The organism is Thauera sp. WH-2 (assembly GCF_048321015.1).
Taxonomy (GTDB): domain Bacteria; phylum Pseudomonadota; class Gammaproteobacteria; order Burkholderiales; family Rhodocyclaceae; genus Thauera.
The window spans coordinates 47,920-64,692 of record NZ_JBLWFG010000011.1; the positions used below are offsets into that span (position 1 = coordinate 47,920).

Consider the following 16,773-nt stretch of genomic DNA (forward strand, 5'->3'; position numbering starts at 1 on the left):
ATGCCGCCTCTGAACCGATAGGCGACATTTTATTGCTTGACGGTTGTAGTTATGTGGAGTCCTATATTTAATATTATGAGTGCATTCAACAACCTCTCGGGCCAGCAAAAGGCCGGCCAGAATCTCGCCACATTCCTCTCGTGGGTCGCCAGTAAAACCGACGCCGACTACCGAGGGATGGTCAGGCGTGGTCAGCTCTCTCGACAGGAGATCGCGCGGGAGTGCTGCTTTGCAAAAAGCGTCTTGTTGCAAAACCCTCGCGTGAATGAAGCGCTGCGTGCCCTCGAAGCACAACTTCGCGAACGGAGTATCCTGCCGCCCGTCGCGGATGCTGCGCGCTCGCCGCCATCGGCCGACGCACCCAACTCGCATGTTGCGGCGGACAAGGCCCGCCTGAAGCGTCTCGAAGCGGAGAACGCTGGCCTGCGCGCCGAGGTGACGGAGCTTCGTAGCCAACTGGAACGCTACCGCCTCATGGACAACGTGCTGTCCAGCACCGGGAGACTGCCCCGGTGAGCGTGCCGAGTTTCACCGTTCGTGTCTGCGTCGTGCGTAGCCAGAACCCTCAAGGCCGAGGCGGTGCGATCTTTACCGCCATCCAGATCGACGAATACGGTGCGCGCCTGGATGCCAAGACGCATCTAGTCGTGAAGGCCCCACACTGGTTGCTACATGCGCCGATTGAAGTCGGTCAATTCTGGCGCGTGAGTGGGGAGACCACGCCCAATACCATTATCGTGAATGGCTATCGCCTGACCGAATTGACGCTAACCGCCGAAACGATGGAGCTGCTTCGCCCCTCGGGCGAGCACATCATTACCTTGCTTGCAGAAGGTGAGGCATTCGCCGGTATCGGTATCGTCAAGGCCCGTCGCCTCTGGGATCACTTCGGCGAAGACCTCTACGCAATTCTCGATGCAGGCAACGTGAAACAGCTCGAAGAAGTCATGACCGCCGAAGCGGCGGTCAGCCTTGCCGATTCGTGGCACCGCTGGGGTGACACCTTCACTCTGCAATGGTTGCAATCCAAGGGGTTTTCCGTAACCCTGGGTCGTAAGGTCATCGCGTATTTCAGCCCGCAGCCAGCCCTCAAGATCGAGGAGGACCCCTATCGGTTAATCAGTTTCGCAGCGGATTGGGCGACCACCGATAAACTTGCTCGTGAAACCCTCGGGATTGCTGAAGACGATCCGCGACGGCTCGCTGGGGCCGTCGAACAGTCCCTGTACGCTGCGTTTGACGCGGGACACACCTGCGTCAAACGCAGCGAGGCATCCCGACGTGTAGGCGCGTTGTTGAGTTGTAATCAGATCAACTTGGTCGACCGTGCGCTTGCTGAGGCGCACACAAGAGGTTGCTTTTTGCTCCGTGCCGACCGCCTGCATGCCGTAGGCCCCTACGTCATGGAGCGTGGCATCGCCGAGTCAATCGCGCAGCGTGCCGTACAACCGCAATCGTTGTTGGATCATGCCGCCTTCTCAGCCGTTCTCACTTGGTGTCAGGCCGACTCCGGCATGGTCCTCGAGCCGAGCCAGATCGATGCGCTGGCGGTGGCTAATGCTAACTCCATCGCCGTCATCACAGGTGGGGCAGGCACCGGCAAGACCACCGTGCTGCGTACCTTCTTCCACTTGTGTAGCGCGGCAGGTTGGCCGATCTTTGCCATGGCGCTCAGTGGCCGTGCCGCACGACGTATCGGCGAAGCCACCGGCCACCCCGCCAGTACGATTGCCGGTTTCCTGAACCGCTTCAACCTTGCCGAAGCCCCCGAGCGTGCCGTCGTCGTAATCGACGAAGCATCGATGCTCGATCTGCCGGCGGCCTATCGCCTGATCCGGCATCTGCCTGAGGGCTACCGCTTCCTGTTGGTGGGCGACCCGCACCAACTGCCGCCTGTCGGGCCGGGGCTGATGTTGCACGAACTGGCGCATCAGGCTGGCGTCCCTCGGATTGAGCTACAACAAGTCAAGCGCTACGGCGGCAGGGTTGCCGAAGCCGCTCGCGCAATCCGGCAGGGGCAATGGCCCGAACTACCCGACGATCCGCACAGCGAAATTGCATTTCTGCCCTGTGCGCTCCGGGATATCAACGACGTCGTACTTGACCTGCTGACCGACGATCCCAACGCCACGCAAATCCTCTGCGCCACCCGTACGGCGGCGGCCGGGGGCGCGAAAGCGATCAATGCCCTGTGCGCAGCGGCCCGCCATGCCAACAGCGAAGAATTGCTCCTCTGGAACCACGAGTTCGGTTCGGTACAAGGCACCGGCTTTCGCGTCGGTTCGCCGGTCATCTGCCTAGCCAATGATTGGGAGAAAAACCTGCAAAACGGCTCGCTAGGCGTGATCGTATCGGTCGAACCACCCCAACGCGACTCTGCGCCGGGGCAGTGCTTCGGCCGCATCCGCTGGGATGATGGACAAGAGCGCGACCTGACATCCGATCTACTACCGCAGCTAGAGCTCGCCTACGCCGTCACCATCCACAAGGCCCAGGGCAGCCAGTTCCCGCGCATCATCGTGCCGGTTCGCTCCTCGCGCTTGCTGGATCGCACATTGCTATACACGGCGATCACCCGCGCACAGGGACAGGCGATCCTAGTGGGCGACATGGCGGCTGCCAGGGCTGCTGTCGAAGCGCCGCCCCATGCGTCGCTGCGTCAAGTGGCTTTGGGATCGATGCTCGACGAGATCCTGGGGGCTATGCCGTGACCCATACTGTCGCCTACTACAAGGTAGTGCGTGATAACACCGGCATCCATGATGAAATCCCGGTGATCCTCACCGAATTCGGCCCGCTGCAGCCGCTGATCCACTTCATTCTCAAGCACCGGCATGTCCTGTCGGAGCGCAACATGAACAAGCTCGTGCAGGCGGTCGGTCTCCTGGTCGACTACATGCAAGCGAACCATGAGTCCTTCGACACGCCGCACGACCTGTTCGCAACCTTCGTCCAGCGGCTCTATAGCGGCACGGTAGGCGTCGACGGCGAAGACCCGAGCGACCTGTATTGGGATGCCCGCAAACCTGACCAGATACGCGTGCTGGTGAACCACCTCTCCAAATTCAGCGACTGGATGGCGCAGGAGCATGGCACCAAGCCACTGAACCCTTGGCGTCAGGCCACGCGCGCCGAGGAGCAACTAGCCTGGGCTGCGTGGCAGCATCAACGCAATCGCGCCTTCCTCTCGCACACCATGAGCACCGACATTGCCAGGCTCAAAGTGAGTCAGGCCAGAACTGCCCTGCTTAAAAAAAACCCCGTCATTGATCACGAGCCCGTCAAATTCTTCCCGGCCGATCGCATGCAGGATCTGTTGTTCCGGGGCTTCATCGTCCCGGGCAAGCAGAAGAGCCGCCGCATTGAGGAGCGGCTGAACCTGCGCGACATTCTGATCACGATGCTGATGGACTACGGCGGACTGCGTATGAGCGAGCCGTTCCACCTGTATATCCATGACGTGACGCACGACGAGACCAGTCCGGGCAGCGCCTTGGTCCGAGTGTTTCACCCGAGCTTGGGGCAGGCCCCGCCCGATCTGCTGAATGCCAATGGCAAGCCGGTCGTCTCTATTCGCGCCACGTACCTGCGCGACAAATACGGTCTTTTGCCGCGCACGGAGTACAAGGGCACGCACCGCCTGCACGCCGGCTGGAAGGGTAACGCGCTCGACAGCAAGCAGCACTTCATGCATGTGCATTGGGCACCGCTATGGGCGGGGGAACTGTTCTGGAAGTTCTGGGTGTTCTACATGGCACAGCGTTCCCGGCTTACCCCCGCTCATCCGTTCGCCTTCGTCACCCGCACAGGCGCACCCTACAGCATCGACGCCTTTGAGGATGCGCACGCCAATGCATTGCGGCGCATCGGCCTGGTATCGGCCAAGGCGCTGGGCACCACGCCGCATGGCCACCGCCATGCATACGGTCAGCGCCTATCCGACCTTCGCCTTGATGCTATATACCTGAAAAAAGCGCTTCATCATAAATCATTGGAATCTCAGGCCGTCTACACGGAACCGGATCGAATGAAGTTGAAACGTGCAATCGATGCCGCTCTGGCTTTCGCGAACGAGGCTCAGGAAGGGGCGGCACTGTCACCACCTGACTTCCTAGAATACGGTCTCAAAGAGGTCGATCCGTTGAGTATGTTCTCGGGCCAGAACTTCAGACTATCGAGAAGAAAATGATCAAAAAAAAACGAAGGCAGGTCATCAGAAAGTTCGATCCGGACTACCGCTTCCTACTCGACCTCGATCCAGCCCTGGAGGGCTGGCGTGCGTGGGCAGCCGAGTATAACCGCACTTTGCCCCCATTCAATGCGAACAATCAAACCGCACTGAGCGCATTCCTTGTCGTCTACCTGCACGGTCAAGGGCTGCATATGATACCGCCTGAAGAGTTCTGCGCGAGGGGGCGGAGGTTGCCTGAGCTCGATAAAGCACTGGGCTTGGATTTAATGGCCGGGGAAAGCAACATCAAGAAAAAACATGACACCGTCAGCGATTTTCTCGAGTGGGTGCTAAACGAAAAGCTCTCAGTGCTTGACGCCGGCGGTAATCGTATCGTTCCGTCACATCTCGCTAATCCTTTCCCCCGACGGATGATCAAGCGATATGGCAAGGAATCCGATCTGAGCTTCGACCACGTGCTCAAGCTTGACCCCCAGTTGGAAGACTGGCGCAACTTGGCCGCTGAGTGGCTCAAGGATCAGAGACGCGCTGTCCCCGCCCGCCGCGATGCGATCGCCAAATTCCTCACGATTTACATTCACGGTCAGAACCTGGAGCGCAATTTTGGGCGTTTCCTCATGCGTGAAACGCAAAAGCCAAAGTTTGACGAAGTACTGGTTGAGGCCAAACAAACCGGCGAAATGACACTTTCTGCCAATGGCATAATGCGTAACAATTATGCAAAAGAGTTTATCGACTGGGTTCTAACGACTAAACTGAGCGACCCCGACACAGGAGACTGGGACCGATCCCGCTTCCACAATCCGATCTCTCGCCTTACTTATTCCGGTCAGCCAGCAAGGGCCGAGTCGGACAAGAAGTCGCTCTCAATTCGCTACATCCGCGAACTGCGTTCCATGCTAGCCGAGGGACCGAACTTCCGCGATTGGAAATGGGCGCAGGACGCAATGACGGGTGGGAAAAGCGGCGGAGACTGGTTTGTGGTCGACCCTAAGACCATCGACCCCACAGACCCCGATTGCATGTTTCGACGACGAGCAGCGGGAAAACACCAAAGGAAGTCTAGAGGCTACTCAGCCGAGGTCTGGGAAATCTGGTCGCCCGTGCGCGCCGTCGCACTGTACCTCAAGTTGGAATTGCCCTTGCGCACCTTTCAGGTTCGAATGCTGGATTCGGGGGAAGCCGACACATGGCGCTATGTGCATGCGCAGAATGGAGGTGGTTTTGTGCTGAATCTCAGCCCGCTTGCCACCGGCAGCGAGAAGCGTCCTTTGCAGCGCGGCGTCTTCCATCAAAGCACGAACGAGCGCGAGGCAGGCCTCTACATAAACACCAACAAGACTGCCGACGTCAATAAATCTGAGAATCAAAGGGGCTACGTCATTCCCTGGGCCCCGGACGAAGTTTTGTACTGGCTGGATAAGCTACGCAATTGGCAGGAACGTTACAACCCAGTTTCTGAGCCAACTCCATGGACCAGTTTAGAGCGGAAACACTTTGGAGGGACACGGCCCCACCCCGAGGTGCTTGCGCAGCGTGGTTCAGCGTGCTTTCTTTTTCGTGATCCGATTGATGGCAAGGGCGACAAACCACTGACTGACGTCGCATTGAACCGTCTCTGGTATCACTTGCTCGCAAGGCTGGAGCAGCGCTGCGAGAAGAGTATCAGCCCCGAGGACAAACTACACGACGGCACACCATTGCGCTTCGTCAATCCTGACTCACACGCGCAAACATGGTTTTCTCTACACTCTCTGCGTGTGTCGCTCATCTCCTACTTCATCCTCGATAAAAAACTACCGATTGCTTTGGTATCCAAGATGATTGCCGGTCACGCGTCCATCATCATGACGCTCCACTACACCAAGGTCGGTAAAGCATACCTGCGCGAAGTGCTGAGGGAAGCGGAAAAAAATGAGCTGGAAGCCGAGCAGGCCAATCATCGCCGCTTTTTTCAGGAGGCGAGCTTCGAGCAGGTAAGCCAACGCTTCGCCTTCGTGTCGGAGGACGCGGTACGGGCTGTGATCGGCACCCGATCGGTCGCAGCCCTCGCCTTCGATGACAAAGGTATTTGCCCCAATGGGGCGACGCTCTGTGATGTGGGTGGTGAAAGTCTCGCCGACTCTCGGAATGAGCAGCAATACGCTCCCGTCCCAGGTTTCCCGCAGGAGCGTAACTGTGTCTGCTGCCGCTTCCTCCTGACCGGGCCGGCCTTCCTGCCCGGCCTGATCGCGCACTTCAACACTGTAAGCGAAAAGGTCCACCGCCAAAGCGGACGCTACAACGCACTGGATCAGAAACTGCGGAGTCTGGAGGATGGCCAGCGGAAAGCGGAGCGTGAAGACCAACCCTTCCTCCGAGTGCGCGAGCTGGAGCAACTCTCCAAGTACGCAGAGGGCGAGGCGCTGATCCTGAACAAGTTCATTAATGACTTGCAGTCTACGAACCACCTGATTCAGCGCTCCATCCAGATTGCCGGCGATAAGACCAATGGCGGTGTGAAGCTCGTTGCAAAGGGAAGCATGGCCGACCTAAAGGTCAGTTTCATCGAGTCACAGTCGGTGCTGCACCTGTTTGAAGTTGTCTGCGAAAACGCGGTGATCTACCCCGACATCGATGCCGGCTTCGCCACCGTCCGGCGTGCGCAGATGCTCGATGCCATGCTGCGCTACAACGACATGGAGCCGGTGCTGATGAACCTGACGCAAGAGCAGCAACTACTCGTCGGCAATGCGGTAATGCAACTGATTCAGGCGCGCACGGGCTCGATCGAGGGGGCGTTACCCTATGCCGAATGCCGCGCCAAGCTCAAAACCATCGGACTTCTTAAAGATGAGGTCTTAAGCGAGATCGCCCAGGTCAAAGCCAGAGAGCTCATCGACCATGCCAAGACCAAACGGGCGCTGTCCCTACCCAAGGAGGCACCTCATGACGATGCATCCTGACGATCTGCTTGAGCAGCTCAAAAAAAACGCCACCCCGCGCAAGCAACGCTCACTTGAACTGATCTACCAAGTGTGCCGCGAGCAGTACGAGCGCGGCAGCAGGGACTTCTCCGTGGCCACCATTGCCCTCATTGCGGCGGATCGGGGCGGTCCAAGCAAGGGAGCCATCCATAACAAGACGGGCGACGACTACAAAGGGCTGATTAAGGCGTGGGCCGAGCACACCGGCGGTGTGACCCGCAAGGTACGCCAGGTCAGCGAGAATCCCTACATTGAACTTCTCAACAAGATCGAGAACCCGGCGCTGCGTTCGATGATGTCGGGCATCCTAGCCGAAAACCGGCAGATGCGTCGTCAAATTACGCTGCTCAAGGCTGAAGGCAATCGCGTGATCGACATGCGCCCCAGGCCTGCCGAAAACCGTGAGCCGGTTCAGATACTGCCTGCATCGACCGGCCTGTATCCCTCCGAGATCGAGGCGTTGCGCCATGCTGTCAGCGACCGCCTACTCCGAGATGAAGGCTGGACGAGCGACGCTGAGGGACGCGTTCTCAACGAGGCCGGCCGGGTGATCTTCAAGCCGGGCTATGTCACGGCGATCCGAAAGATCATCGGCGAAGGTGACACCTTTGCGCGGCAGTCGGCGAAACAGGTCGGCGTTGGCACGGACAAGCTTGACGCACTGGAGCCTGAATGAGCGGAGGCGGTGTCAAGGGACCGTGGAATAAATGGGAGGGACCCACGGCGTCGTGTGCCGTGGGAGGGCACCCGTTTATGCCGCGAAAGCCCTTGATGCCGACGCAGCGGCCAACGCTCCGGGCTGCTGGGGGTGGGTTGTTTTATAACCCGCCCCCGGCTGCCTCACGGCGAGTGCGGGGTTTGGGGCAGCGCCCCAAGGAGTCTTGGCGACCAGGGTCAGACACAGTCGTAGCTAGAGCTTTGTTCTCCACGATGGTCAACCAGCTCAACGTTCACTCATTGCTAACGAATTGATGCAGTTTACCCCGAGCCATGATGTGCACGCGATTGCGGCCGGCATGTTTGGCTGAGTACACAGCCTTATCTGCCTCTCCAAGTAGCACATCAATACTCGCAGTGTCGCGTTCTTTCTGGGCAACACCGACGCTGATACTGAGTCTTACCTTTTCATGACCCTCGGCGACGAGGGCCATCGTTTCGATCGCCCTGCGAAGGCGATCCGCCGCCTTCATGGCTGAGGGAAGATCTGAACCCGAACATACAACCAAGAATTCCTCGCCGCCGATTCGGCACAACGTATCACTGCGACGCCCTTCTTTGTGTAGGCGAATACCCACTTGCTTCAAGACGTGGTCACCAAACGCATGCCCATATCGATCATTCACGCGTTTGAACCAGTCAACATCGATCATCATGACGCTCAGTGCCTCACCGGTGCGATTCGACGCACTCCAAGCCCTGGCGAGCGCCTCCATTGCCCCACGACGATTCGGTAATCCGGTAAGCATGTCAGTTCTGGCAACCTGTTCAAGCTTCCGGTTGCTGACGGCGAGCTCTGAGGCGATTTGTTTAAGTTGAGCACGATCGTTTTGCCATGCATCAAGGAGTCCGAGATAGCGATGTCCAGCATCCATCGCGACGCGCAACGCTTCCTCGCCGAGCGACTTGAAAAGACACGTATCCACGCCGCTCTCAAGCGCTGCGACGAAGTTCTCCTTGTCTAACTGATCAGACAATGCAACGAGATAAACCGGTCTACCCCAATCGGCCCCACGTACCTTGCGACAGAAGTCCTGCGCACCTGCACCGGAGAAGTCGGCGTCAATAATCACAATCTTCGGCAACACAGCGACCGCAATGCTCAAAGCCTCATCAAAATCACCCGCGAGACAAATTTGATAACCTAAGCTGGATTGCAACAACGTGCTGACATCGAAGGTGGAGTGATTACGTGAGGTGACAATGAGAGCAGGCACTGTAGCGTCCGATCCTGTAGCCCCTCCGATAACCGGCGGAGTTTCAGACATGCGCTCGAACGACGGAAGGGAGGTAGCCGGGACATCCAGTAACTTCGCCCAGTCGCTCCACTCTTCGACGATCCGATCGAAGAACGCCGCCGTACCGTCGGCGTCCATCTGAAATCGACCGCCGAGCCGTATTAGGGAGCCGACCAACTGGCTTCGAACCTTCTCGGCTGCTATGCCAAGGTCGGCGAGATGACTAGCGGTGTGAAATAGCCAGGTCAGCGTGTGCGGTCGCGACCCTTCAGAAAACTGTGATTCATCGGGTGACTGATGGTAGAAGACGGGTTCGGCGAGCGCTTTCGGAATGCCGAACTCCTCTATCATGGCAAGCGCGCACTGGCGCTGATCGATCCCAAACGCCTCATGTTCGAGCGCGAGCAAATTGCTTCGATCGGACTCAAGCAGTTCGGAGTATTCGACGGGGAATGCCGTGGCCAGAGCCAAGGAACCAATATTCGCGAGCAAGCCGCATGCGAACAAGTCCTCCGGGGCAGCCGCGCGGGTCAAACGTCCGAGTTCCCGCGAGGCCAAAGCCATCAGCAATGAGCGCGACCAAAAATTGCGATAATCGAATCCTTTACAAGGTCCGTCCTTGAACTGGTCGACGAGCGAGAATCCCATCGCGAGCTGAGCAACCGCCTTCATGCCGATACGCAGCAGTGCTTCGTTGATGGCTGAGACTGGTCGGTGGGTACCGCCGCTCGAGTTTGCGAGACGGAGAAGGCGCCCAGACAAAGCTGGATCGGTCTGAACCAAACGAGCAACGTCTTCTATCGTGCAATCTTCGCGACCGCATAGGTTCATTATGGCCAATGCGACCCCTTTGGGGCTAGGCAGTTGTCCAGCAAGCTTGATCTCGTCGAATCTGGCCACCGAGCTCGCCCTCAACTGGATGCGACGACGCAGTTACGGCCATTGTGCTTCGCCCGATACAGCGCCTTGTCAGCCCGATCGAATAGCGGCTCGATCGACTCCTCGCGCTGACGTAAGGCAACTCCGACGGAGATCGTAAAGGGTGCGATTTCGAGCTTGTCATGACGCCGCACCAACCGTAACCGTTCGATCGAGGTCCTAACCTTTTCTGCAAGCTGCTGTGCTCGATCGATCGAGGCATTGGGTACCAACATGACAAACTCCTCGCCACCAAAACGCGCAGTCATCGCTTGGTCCGGCGCGATAGCCAACATCGCCTCAGCGACCTTCTGGATCACAATATCACCCACTGCATGGCCGTAGGTGTCGTTGATCCGCTTGAAGTGGTCGATATCCATGACGAGCAAAGCAGGCGGCCCATCGGAAGAATCGAACAGTTTTGCGGCTTCAATTAACATGCCTCTTCGATTGAGCAGCCCGGTAAGCGGATCGACCATCGCCTCGCGCCGATGCTTGTCGAGTTCACCTCGAAGCAATCTTGTCTCCTGCTCCGTGGCCTCAAGACTCTTCTTGAGTGCCGCGTTGCTTTCATTTGCTGCTAAGGCAGCCTGGGCTAGGTTTTGAGCGATCGCGCGTAAACCGCTCGAGTCGCGAACTTCATCAAGCCGACCCAGGTTTTCGGTCAGAGAGGCCTGGAGACCGGACGTATTTCGACTCGCGCTGAGTACATCTCCGAGGAGACTGCCGAGCAACTTTTCGATACCCTCTCCCATGCCGTGAAACCGACGAAGAGCCTCGCCAGCCACATGTTGCTCGTAGATCTCGCGCACAACGAAATCATCGATCGCAGATGAAGATCCGATTACTGAATTCAATGCTTCGCACAGCGACGGGTCGTTGCCTCTGATGTAGTCGTGCGCTACCCAGTAATTGATGGGAGAGGCCGACAGCCGATGTTGGGCGAGAAACGCGAGCGCGCGCTCACCGAGATCAGATCGGGCTCCACTCTTATCGTTCTGCGACGGCTTCATTCCACCTCCTCACAGGCAAAAAAACGCGAAAACATCCCCGCCAGCATTATCGCCTCGATCGCCTCCCGGATAGAATGTACATACATGACTGTCCCTGCAGACGAAGTGGCTTAGCATACTAGCATTTCTCGCTACTAACCGGGAGGTGGCAAGGTCAGCAGCCGCGGGCGTGAGGGCCGTACTTGCGGGCCAGTTCACCGAGTTCGTGATTGACTACCCGTGCCACTCCCGAAACGAGCGCCGTTGGTTCAATCTCCGTGTAACGCGTATGAGCTGTGACGGTCCCGTGCGAGCCGTGCTAAGTCATGAGAACATCACGAACGTGAAGCTGACTGAACAGGTCATCCTGGAGCGCGAGGAGGCCTTACGGCGCAGTGAAGCAATCTATCGGACGATCGCGAGCCACCTTCCCAATGGTGCGGTGATCCTTTTTGATAAGGAGTTGCGCTATACCTTCGCCGATGGCTTGGGGCTTCGCGACCACCAGCTCAGAAAGGAGGATCTCGAAGGCAAACTCCTATGGGAACTCTTCCCTGAGAACATTTCGACGCCACTCGCCGCTCTGTACCGTAACGCGCTCGACGGCACGGCGGGCAAGGTCGAGGTGTTGTTCAACGAGGCATGTTTCCTGGTCCACGCTATCCCTTTGCAAAGCGCGGATGGGAGCGTTTATGGGGGGCTGGCGCTCACCCAGGACATCACCGCCACAAAGCGGCTCCAGCTGGAACTCGAAGACACGAACCGCCGCCTGCTCACGCTCAGTCGGCAAGATGGTCTGCTGGGAATCGCAAACCGACGTTACTTTGATGAAATGCTGTTGGTGGAATGTCAGCGCCACGCGCGAGATCACGCTCCGCTCGGCGTCTTGATGATCGATGTCGATCATTTCAAACCTTACAACGACCACTACGGCCATGTCGCCGGCGACGAGTGCCTGAAAGCCATTGCAACTGTGTTGCGTGGAGCCGTTCATCGCCCTGCCGACCTCGTGGCCCGTTTTGGCGGCGAGGAGTTCGTGTTGCTGCTGCCGGATACGGCAAGCGCAGGCGCCGCAATCGTGGCGAAGCGGATTCATGCGCAGCTGGCCGAACTTGGCGTTCCCCATTTATCGTCTCCCATTGGCGCGCACGTCACGGTCAGCATTGGCGTGGCTGAGCTGCGACCGGGAAGCACGAGTTGTCTCCAGTTGTTACTGGCCGCAGCCGATGCGGCGCTGTATCAAGCCAAGCAGCGGGGGCGGAACCGCACGGAGATTGACGGTCTTTAAGTGTCCGGAAGCTACGACCGGTGCCGACTCCACCAAACCCGGGGCGATTCAGGGGGGATTCTCTATCGACAGTTTGATCCGCCTCCAGACGACGGCGCCAGGCTGCGCGGATCGTCCTTCAACAGGTATTCGAGGTGGACCAGCAGCGCGTCCCAGAGTGCGTGAAGTTCCGCCATACCGGCCAAAGCTTCGACATCGTGACCCTGCGAACGCCGCTTGAGCAAGTCGGCGGCCAGCGCGTGTACCCGGAGATGTAAGGTTTCAATGGTGGCGAAGGTTGCGGCGTGGCGCGGCTGATGGATGGTCTTGTCGAGCCACTGGCCGAATCGGCATTGATGATGATCGAGTGGCGGCGGCGCGTCGCGCCTGCCATCGAGGTGTTCCCCCAGGGCAACAATCCAGCCTCGATGCTCGACACCGGCAATCAGCACCGGCATCAGCTCGCGGTCGAGGCAGTGTGCATGCGCCCATCGTGGGTCGGGGCGCCAACGCTGGCGCCACGCAGGCAGATCGGCCGCCGCCATCGGTCGGGCGATGCCATAGCCCTGGCCCAGATCGCAGCCGAGCCGCAGCAGGGTTTCGCCGTGCGCCACCGTCTCCACCCCCTCGGCAATCGCCCTGCGCCGAAAGGCGGTGGCCAGCCCCAGTATTCCTTCTAGAATAGCGAGGTCGTCCGAGTCCTGCAGCATGTCGCGAACGAAGCTCTGATCGATCTTGAGCACTTGCGCCGGCAGGCGCTTGAGATAGGTGAGCGACGAATAACCGGTGCCAAAATCATCGAGCGCAAAACTGACTCCGAGCGTCGCGGATGCATCGATAACCGCGGAGACCAGGGCGATGTCTTCGAGAGCGCTACTCTCCAGCACTTCTAGCTCAAGATAGCCGCGCGGCACGTTCGGGTGCGCTGCCAGCAGGGCTCGCAGTTCATCCAGAAAACCGGCCTGCTGCAGATGAAAGCCGGAGATGTTCACGCTAACCGGTAAATCGACTCCCGCGTCCTGCCATGCCGCGATCTGGGTCAGCGCAGTGTCGATCACCCAGCGTCCCAGTTCCACTTCCAGCGGATGTTGTGCGATCTGCGGCAGAAACTCCACGGGTGCAAGCAGGCCCTGATCCGGGTGTTGCCACCGGATCAGGGCCTCGGCTCCGATCACCTCGCCGCTGCGCATGTTGACCTTGGGCTGGTAGTGAAGCACGAACTCGTTCTTGATTAATCCCTCCCGGATGCGCTCCAGGTGCTCGTGCTGACCGCGCAGACTTGCATCCCGTGCGGTGTCAAAAATATGGTAACGGTTCTTGCCCGCGACCTTGGCCTGGTACATCGCTTGGTCCGCCTGGCGCAGCAACTGATCGGGATCGACATCATCACTTTGCGGGTAGTGGGAAATCCCGATGCTGCCGGAAACCTGAACGACCACGCCATCCACCTTTACCGGTTGGGCGATGACGGACAGCAATCGATCGATCAGATCCTTCGCTGCACTCTGATTGCTCAGATCGGCAAGTACGGCGACGAACTCGTCGCCACCCAGGCGGGCGACGGTATCGCCCTCGCGCAGGCAATCCTTCATGCGCGCGGCAAGGGTCACCAACAGTTGATCGCCGACGTCATGGCCATGTACATCATTTACTGACTTGAACCCATCCAGATCGATATAAGCCAGTGCCAGCGGCAGGCCGCTGCGCCTTACCCGTACGATGGCCTGCTCGAGGCGATCGGCCAGCAGCACCCGGTTGGGAAGGCCGGTGAGCGGATCGAAGTGCGCGATATGCCTGAGCTGCTGCTCATTGTCCTTTTGCCGCGTGATGTCCGAGAACAGCGCCACATAGTGGGAGGTCTGCTGATCGCTCCCGCGCACGGCCGCGATTGCGAGTGACTGGGCGTACTCCTGTCCGGACTTGCGCATATTCCAGACCTCCCCCTCCCAGTACCCTCGGGTGCGCAGATCACGCCACATCTCGTCATAGAAAGCTCGATCATGGCGCCCGGAGCTGAGGATGCGGGGGTTGCGGCCGAGTACCTCGTTTCGGGGATAGCCGGTGATACGGGTGAAGGCGTCGTTGACCTCGATAATGTGGCCATCGGCATCGGTGATAACGATACCTTCACGGGCGTGGCTGAATACGCTTGCTGCGAGTTGGAGCTTTGCGTCGGATTGACGCCGGACATTCAAACCATCCAGAAAGGCATTGAACCCGCGCGAGAGATTGCCGATCTCGTCATCGCCGCGCGGCGCCAGCGGCAGCAATTCGGCATCGGGCAGGTCGCGTAGTTGCCCGAAGCGTCCGGCAACATCACGAATCGGTTGCACCACCCGGCGCGCGAACAAGACCGCCCCCACGCCCACGATAAGGAGCGACACCAGCATCGCCACGGTGGTGGTCCGTCCAATGGCCTGCGCTGAGCGATACCGCGTTTCTTCCGGAACCAAGATCGCAAGTCGCCAGCCGGGAGCGTGCAGGGCGACTTGACTAATGAGTACTCCACTTGCAGCATTGATCGTTACCGTCGCGCTGTGTGCTTCGGCCAGCTGGGCAATCAACGCTGGTTCTGCGTGCGAGCCGAGGCGTGCTGGATCGGGGTGATATACGAGGCGATCACGCCCGTCCAACACGATCAGCAGGCGATCTTCGCTAACGCCTGCTTTGCTGAACTCGCGGCGAATCTGGTGTGGGTCGTAGTTGATCAGCAGCAAGGCGACCGGGACCTCGCGCGAAGTCGCCAGATCGAAACGGCGAATCACTCGGGCTACCGTTACCACCTGGCGGTGGGCGGAGTCACGATTGAGGTTGGCCTGCACACCTGCCCAATGTATCCGGCTGGGAGCGGCCAGGGTCTCTGCGATCAACTGTTCGCGCGCCGTTACATCCAGGTTATTTGAAACCAGGGTGTCGCCGACGTGGTAGTGACTACCCCCCAAGGTAAAAATGTCGATGGAGACAAGGCCGTCCAGGTTGATGTAATTGTTGAGCACGTAGCCGATCTGCGCCTGGGTGGCCAGGCGCGTGAACACATCGCCATCGGGCGGCTCAGCCGAGACCGCCTCGACAATCTGCTCAACCCCGCTGATGTTAGCGATCAATGCTTCGATCTGCGCCATCTGCCCGTTGAGCAGGGCAGCCTTGTCGTGAGCCTGTTGAATCGCACTGCTGCGCGTCTCATGTTCCAGAGCCTGGTTCGACAGGTGTATCGCCGATAAGCCCACCACCAACAGTGGCAGGATGCTAAGCACAATCAGGTAGACAATGAAGCGCTGGGTGAGGTTCAGCCGCATCCGCCCCCCACCCATGAGCAACGGGCCGACTCCGCCAAGGGAGCGGCGAATTTGATCGTCATGATGTTCAAACGCAATCCCGGGCCTACTTCGGCGCGCTGACCAGCTCCACATCGATCAGCGTTTCTGATGGCACTTTTTCGCCCTTGAGCAGGCGAATCGCATACAGAACACCTTGATAACCTTGCTCCGCCGAGCGCTGGTCGACGGTAACCGCTAGCTTGCCCTGATCGACCATGGTCCGGATTTCGGGCAAGGCGTCGAAACCGGCCACCTTGACCGAGCTCAGCCCATTGTCGCTCAAGTATCGCAAGGCCCCCAGTGCCATCATGTCGTTGGCGGCGAACAGCAGGCCGATGCCCGGATGCAGCTCGAACATTTTCCTGGTTACCTCATAGGCCTCATCGATCTTCCAGTTGGCGGTTTCACTGGCAACCACTCGGATCGCCGTGTTCTCTGAAAACGCACGCTCCGCACCTTGCTTGCGCGCCTGCGCATTCTCGGCACTACGAATGCCTTCGAGAATGGCTGCCGTGGTCGGCACTTCAATCCCTGCGCTCAGCGCCTTGACCGCGAGATAGGCCCCCTTCTCGTTGTCCACGCTGATAAAGGGCAGGCCGGCGAGATCCGCCACTGCGAGTTGGGTGGCATCCAGGCGGGCATCGATAATCACCACCGGAATACCCGCATCACGCGCCTTTCGCACCGCAGGAATCAGATGGTGTGCATTCGCAGGGGCGATCACGAGCGCATCGGCCCGCTTGTTCTGAACTAGATCTTCGACGATCGAAACCTGCTGTTCGAATGAGGTTTCCTGCGCTGCCGTCTTGACGATCAGTTCAATGCCGAGCTCAATCTCCGCCTTGCGCGCACCCTTCTCCATCTCAACGAAGAACGGATTGGTCAGCGTTTTCATGACCAACGCCACTCGCGGCTTTACAACGGGGGGCGGGGATGTGGAGATTGCGACCGCGGGTTCTCGATCGACACGCTCACCACACCCAGCAAAGACCAACGACAGGACCAGGAAGGCAAGACATCGGATCGGCCGCATGAGCGTCACTCTGGGAAAAGGTGACAAATGTTACCAGCTTCTTTCCGACCGGCGGAGCAGCTTGACTGTGGCCACGATCTCGACCACTTCGGCGGTCCGTCTCTTGGAGGCAATCAGGGTGGCCAGCAGCAAC

10 protein-coding genes are annotated in these 16,773 nt (G+C 58.9%); 6 read left to right on the top strand and 4 right to left on the bottom strand.

Annotated elements, in window-relative coordinates; translation table 11 throughout:
• Positions 1-75: 75 nt before the first annotated feature.
• The 5 genes from ACNKW1_RS14795 to gmtX are packed head-to-tail and all read left to right on the top strand — an operon-like array spanning position 76 to position 7,834.
• Positions 76-516 (top strand): VPA1267 family protein, encoded by a 441-nt coding sequence (locus tag ACNKW1_RS14795; RefSeq protein ID WP_418365369.1) that lies wholly within the window; start codon positions 76-78, stop codon positions 514-516.
• Entirely contained in the window at positions 513-2,711 is a 2,199-nt protein-coding gene (locus tag ACNKW1_RS14800; protein ID WP_418365370.1) for an AAA family ATPase, read from the top strand. The genes ACNKW1_RS14795 and ACNKW1_RS14800 overlap by 4 nt, the downstream gene beginning before the upstream one ends.
• The gene (gene gmtY / locus ACNKW1_RS14805; RefSeq protein WP_418365371.1) at positions 2,708-4,189 is read left to right on the top strand and encodes a gamma-mobile-trio recombinase GmtY; all 1,482 of its coding nucleotides are present in this window, start codon (positions 2,708-2,710) and stop codon (positions 4,187-4,189) included. The genes ACNKW1_RS14800 and gmtY overlap by 4 nt, the downstream gene beginning before the upstream one ends.
• On the top strand, positions 4,186-7,137 hold the full coding sequence (locus tag ACNKW1_RS14810; RefSeq protein ID WP_418365372.1) for a VPA1269 family protein: 2,952 nt from the start codon (positions 4,186-4,188) through the stop codon (positions 7,135-7,137). The genes gmtY and ACNKW1_RS14810 overlap by 4 nt, the downstream gene beginning before the upstream one ends.
• Positions 7,121-7,834 (top strand): gamma-mobile-trio protein GmtX, encoded by a 714-nt coding sequence (gene gmtX, locus ACNKW1_RS14815; protein ID WP_418365373.1) that lies wholly within the window; start codon positions 7,121-7,123, stop codon positions 7,832-7,834. The genes ACNKW1_RS14810 and gmtX overlap by 17 nt, the downstream gene beginning before the upstream one ends.
• A 274-nt stretch (positions 7,835-8,108) precedes the next feature.
• On the opposite strand, the gene ACNKW1_RS14820 is transcribed toward gmtX, so the two are convergent.
• Entirely contained in the window at positions 8,109-10,013 is a 1,905-nt protein-coding gene (locus ACNKW1_RS14820; RefSeq protein WP_341648032.1) for a diguanylate cyclase, read from the bottom strand.
• Positions 10,014-10,024: 11 nt separating this feature from the next.
• Positions 10,025-11,044, bottom strand: coding sequence for a sensor domain-containing diguanylate cyclase (locus ACNKW1_RS14825; RefSeq protein WP_182938059.1), 1,020 nt, complete (start codon positions 11,042-11,044; stop codon positions 10,025-10,027).
• A 322-nt stretch (positions 11,045-11,366) separates the two neighbouring features.
• Here ACNKW1_RS14825 and ACNKW1_RS14830 point away from each other — a divergent pair, with 322 nt between their 5' ends.
• A complete protein-coding gene (locus tag ACNKW1_RS14830) occupies positions 11,367-12,311 on the top strand; it encodes a diguanylate cyclase (protein ID WP_182938058.1) in 945 nt (314 codons plus the stop codon).
• Positions 12,312-12,373: 62 nt separating this feature from the next.
• Here ACNKW1_RS14830 and ACNKW1_RS14835 read toward each other — a convergent pair whose 3' ends face one another.
• Both ACNKW1_RS14835 and ACNKW1_RS14840 read right to left on the bottom strand, forming a co-directional pair.
• Positions 12,374-15,586, bottom strand: a complete 3,213-nt coding sequence (locus ACNKW1_RS14835; RefSeq protein ID WP_418365374.1) for an EAL domain-containing protein — start codon at positions 15,584-15,586, stop codon at positions 12,374-12,376.
• A gap of 85 nt (positions 15,587-15,671) precedes the next feature.
• Positions 15,672-16,640, bottom strand: coding sequence for a substrate-binding domain-containing protein (locus ACNKW1_RS14840; RefSeq protein WP_418365375.1), 969 nt, complete (start codon positions 16,638-16,640; stop codon positions 15,672-15,674).
• Between the last annotated feature and the right edge of the window lie 133 nt (positions 16,641-16,773).

What these genes read in the sequence shown, in the direction of transcription:
- gmtX (WP_418365373.1), top strand. Translation starts at nt 7,121, where the DNA reads ATGACGATGCATCCTGACGATCTGCTTGAGCAGCTCAAAAAAAACGCC.
- ACNKW1_RS14795 (WP_418365369.1), top strand. Translation starts at nt 76, where the DNA reads ATGAGTGCATTCAACAACCTCTCGGGCCAGCAAAAGGCCGGCCAGAAT.
- ACNKW1_RS14840 (WP_418365375.1), bottom strand. Translation starts at nt 16,640, where the DNA reads ATGCGGCCGATCCGATGTCTTGCCTTCCTGGTCCTGTCGTTGGTCTTT.
- ACNKW1_RS14810 (WP_418365372.1), top strand. Translation starts at nt 4,186, where the DNA reads ATGATCAAAAAAAAACGAAGGCAGGTCATCAGAAAGTTCGATCCGGAC.
- ACNKW1_RS14825 (WP_182938059.1), bottom strand. Translation starts at nt 11,044, where the DNA reads ATGAAGCCGTCGCAGAACGATAAGAGTGGAGCCCGATCTGATCTCGGT.
- ACNKW1_RS14835 (WP_418365374.1), bottom strand. Translation starts at nt 15,586, where the DNA reads ATGCGGCTGAACCTCACCCAGCGCTTCATTGTCTACCTGATTGTGCTT.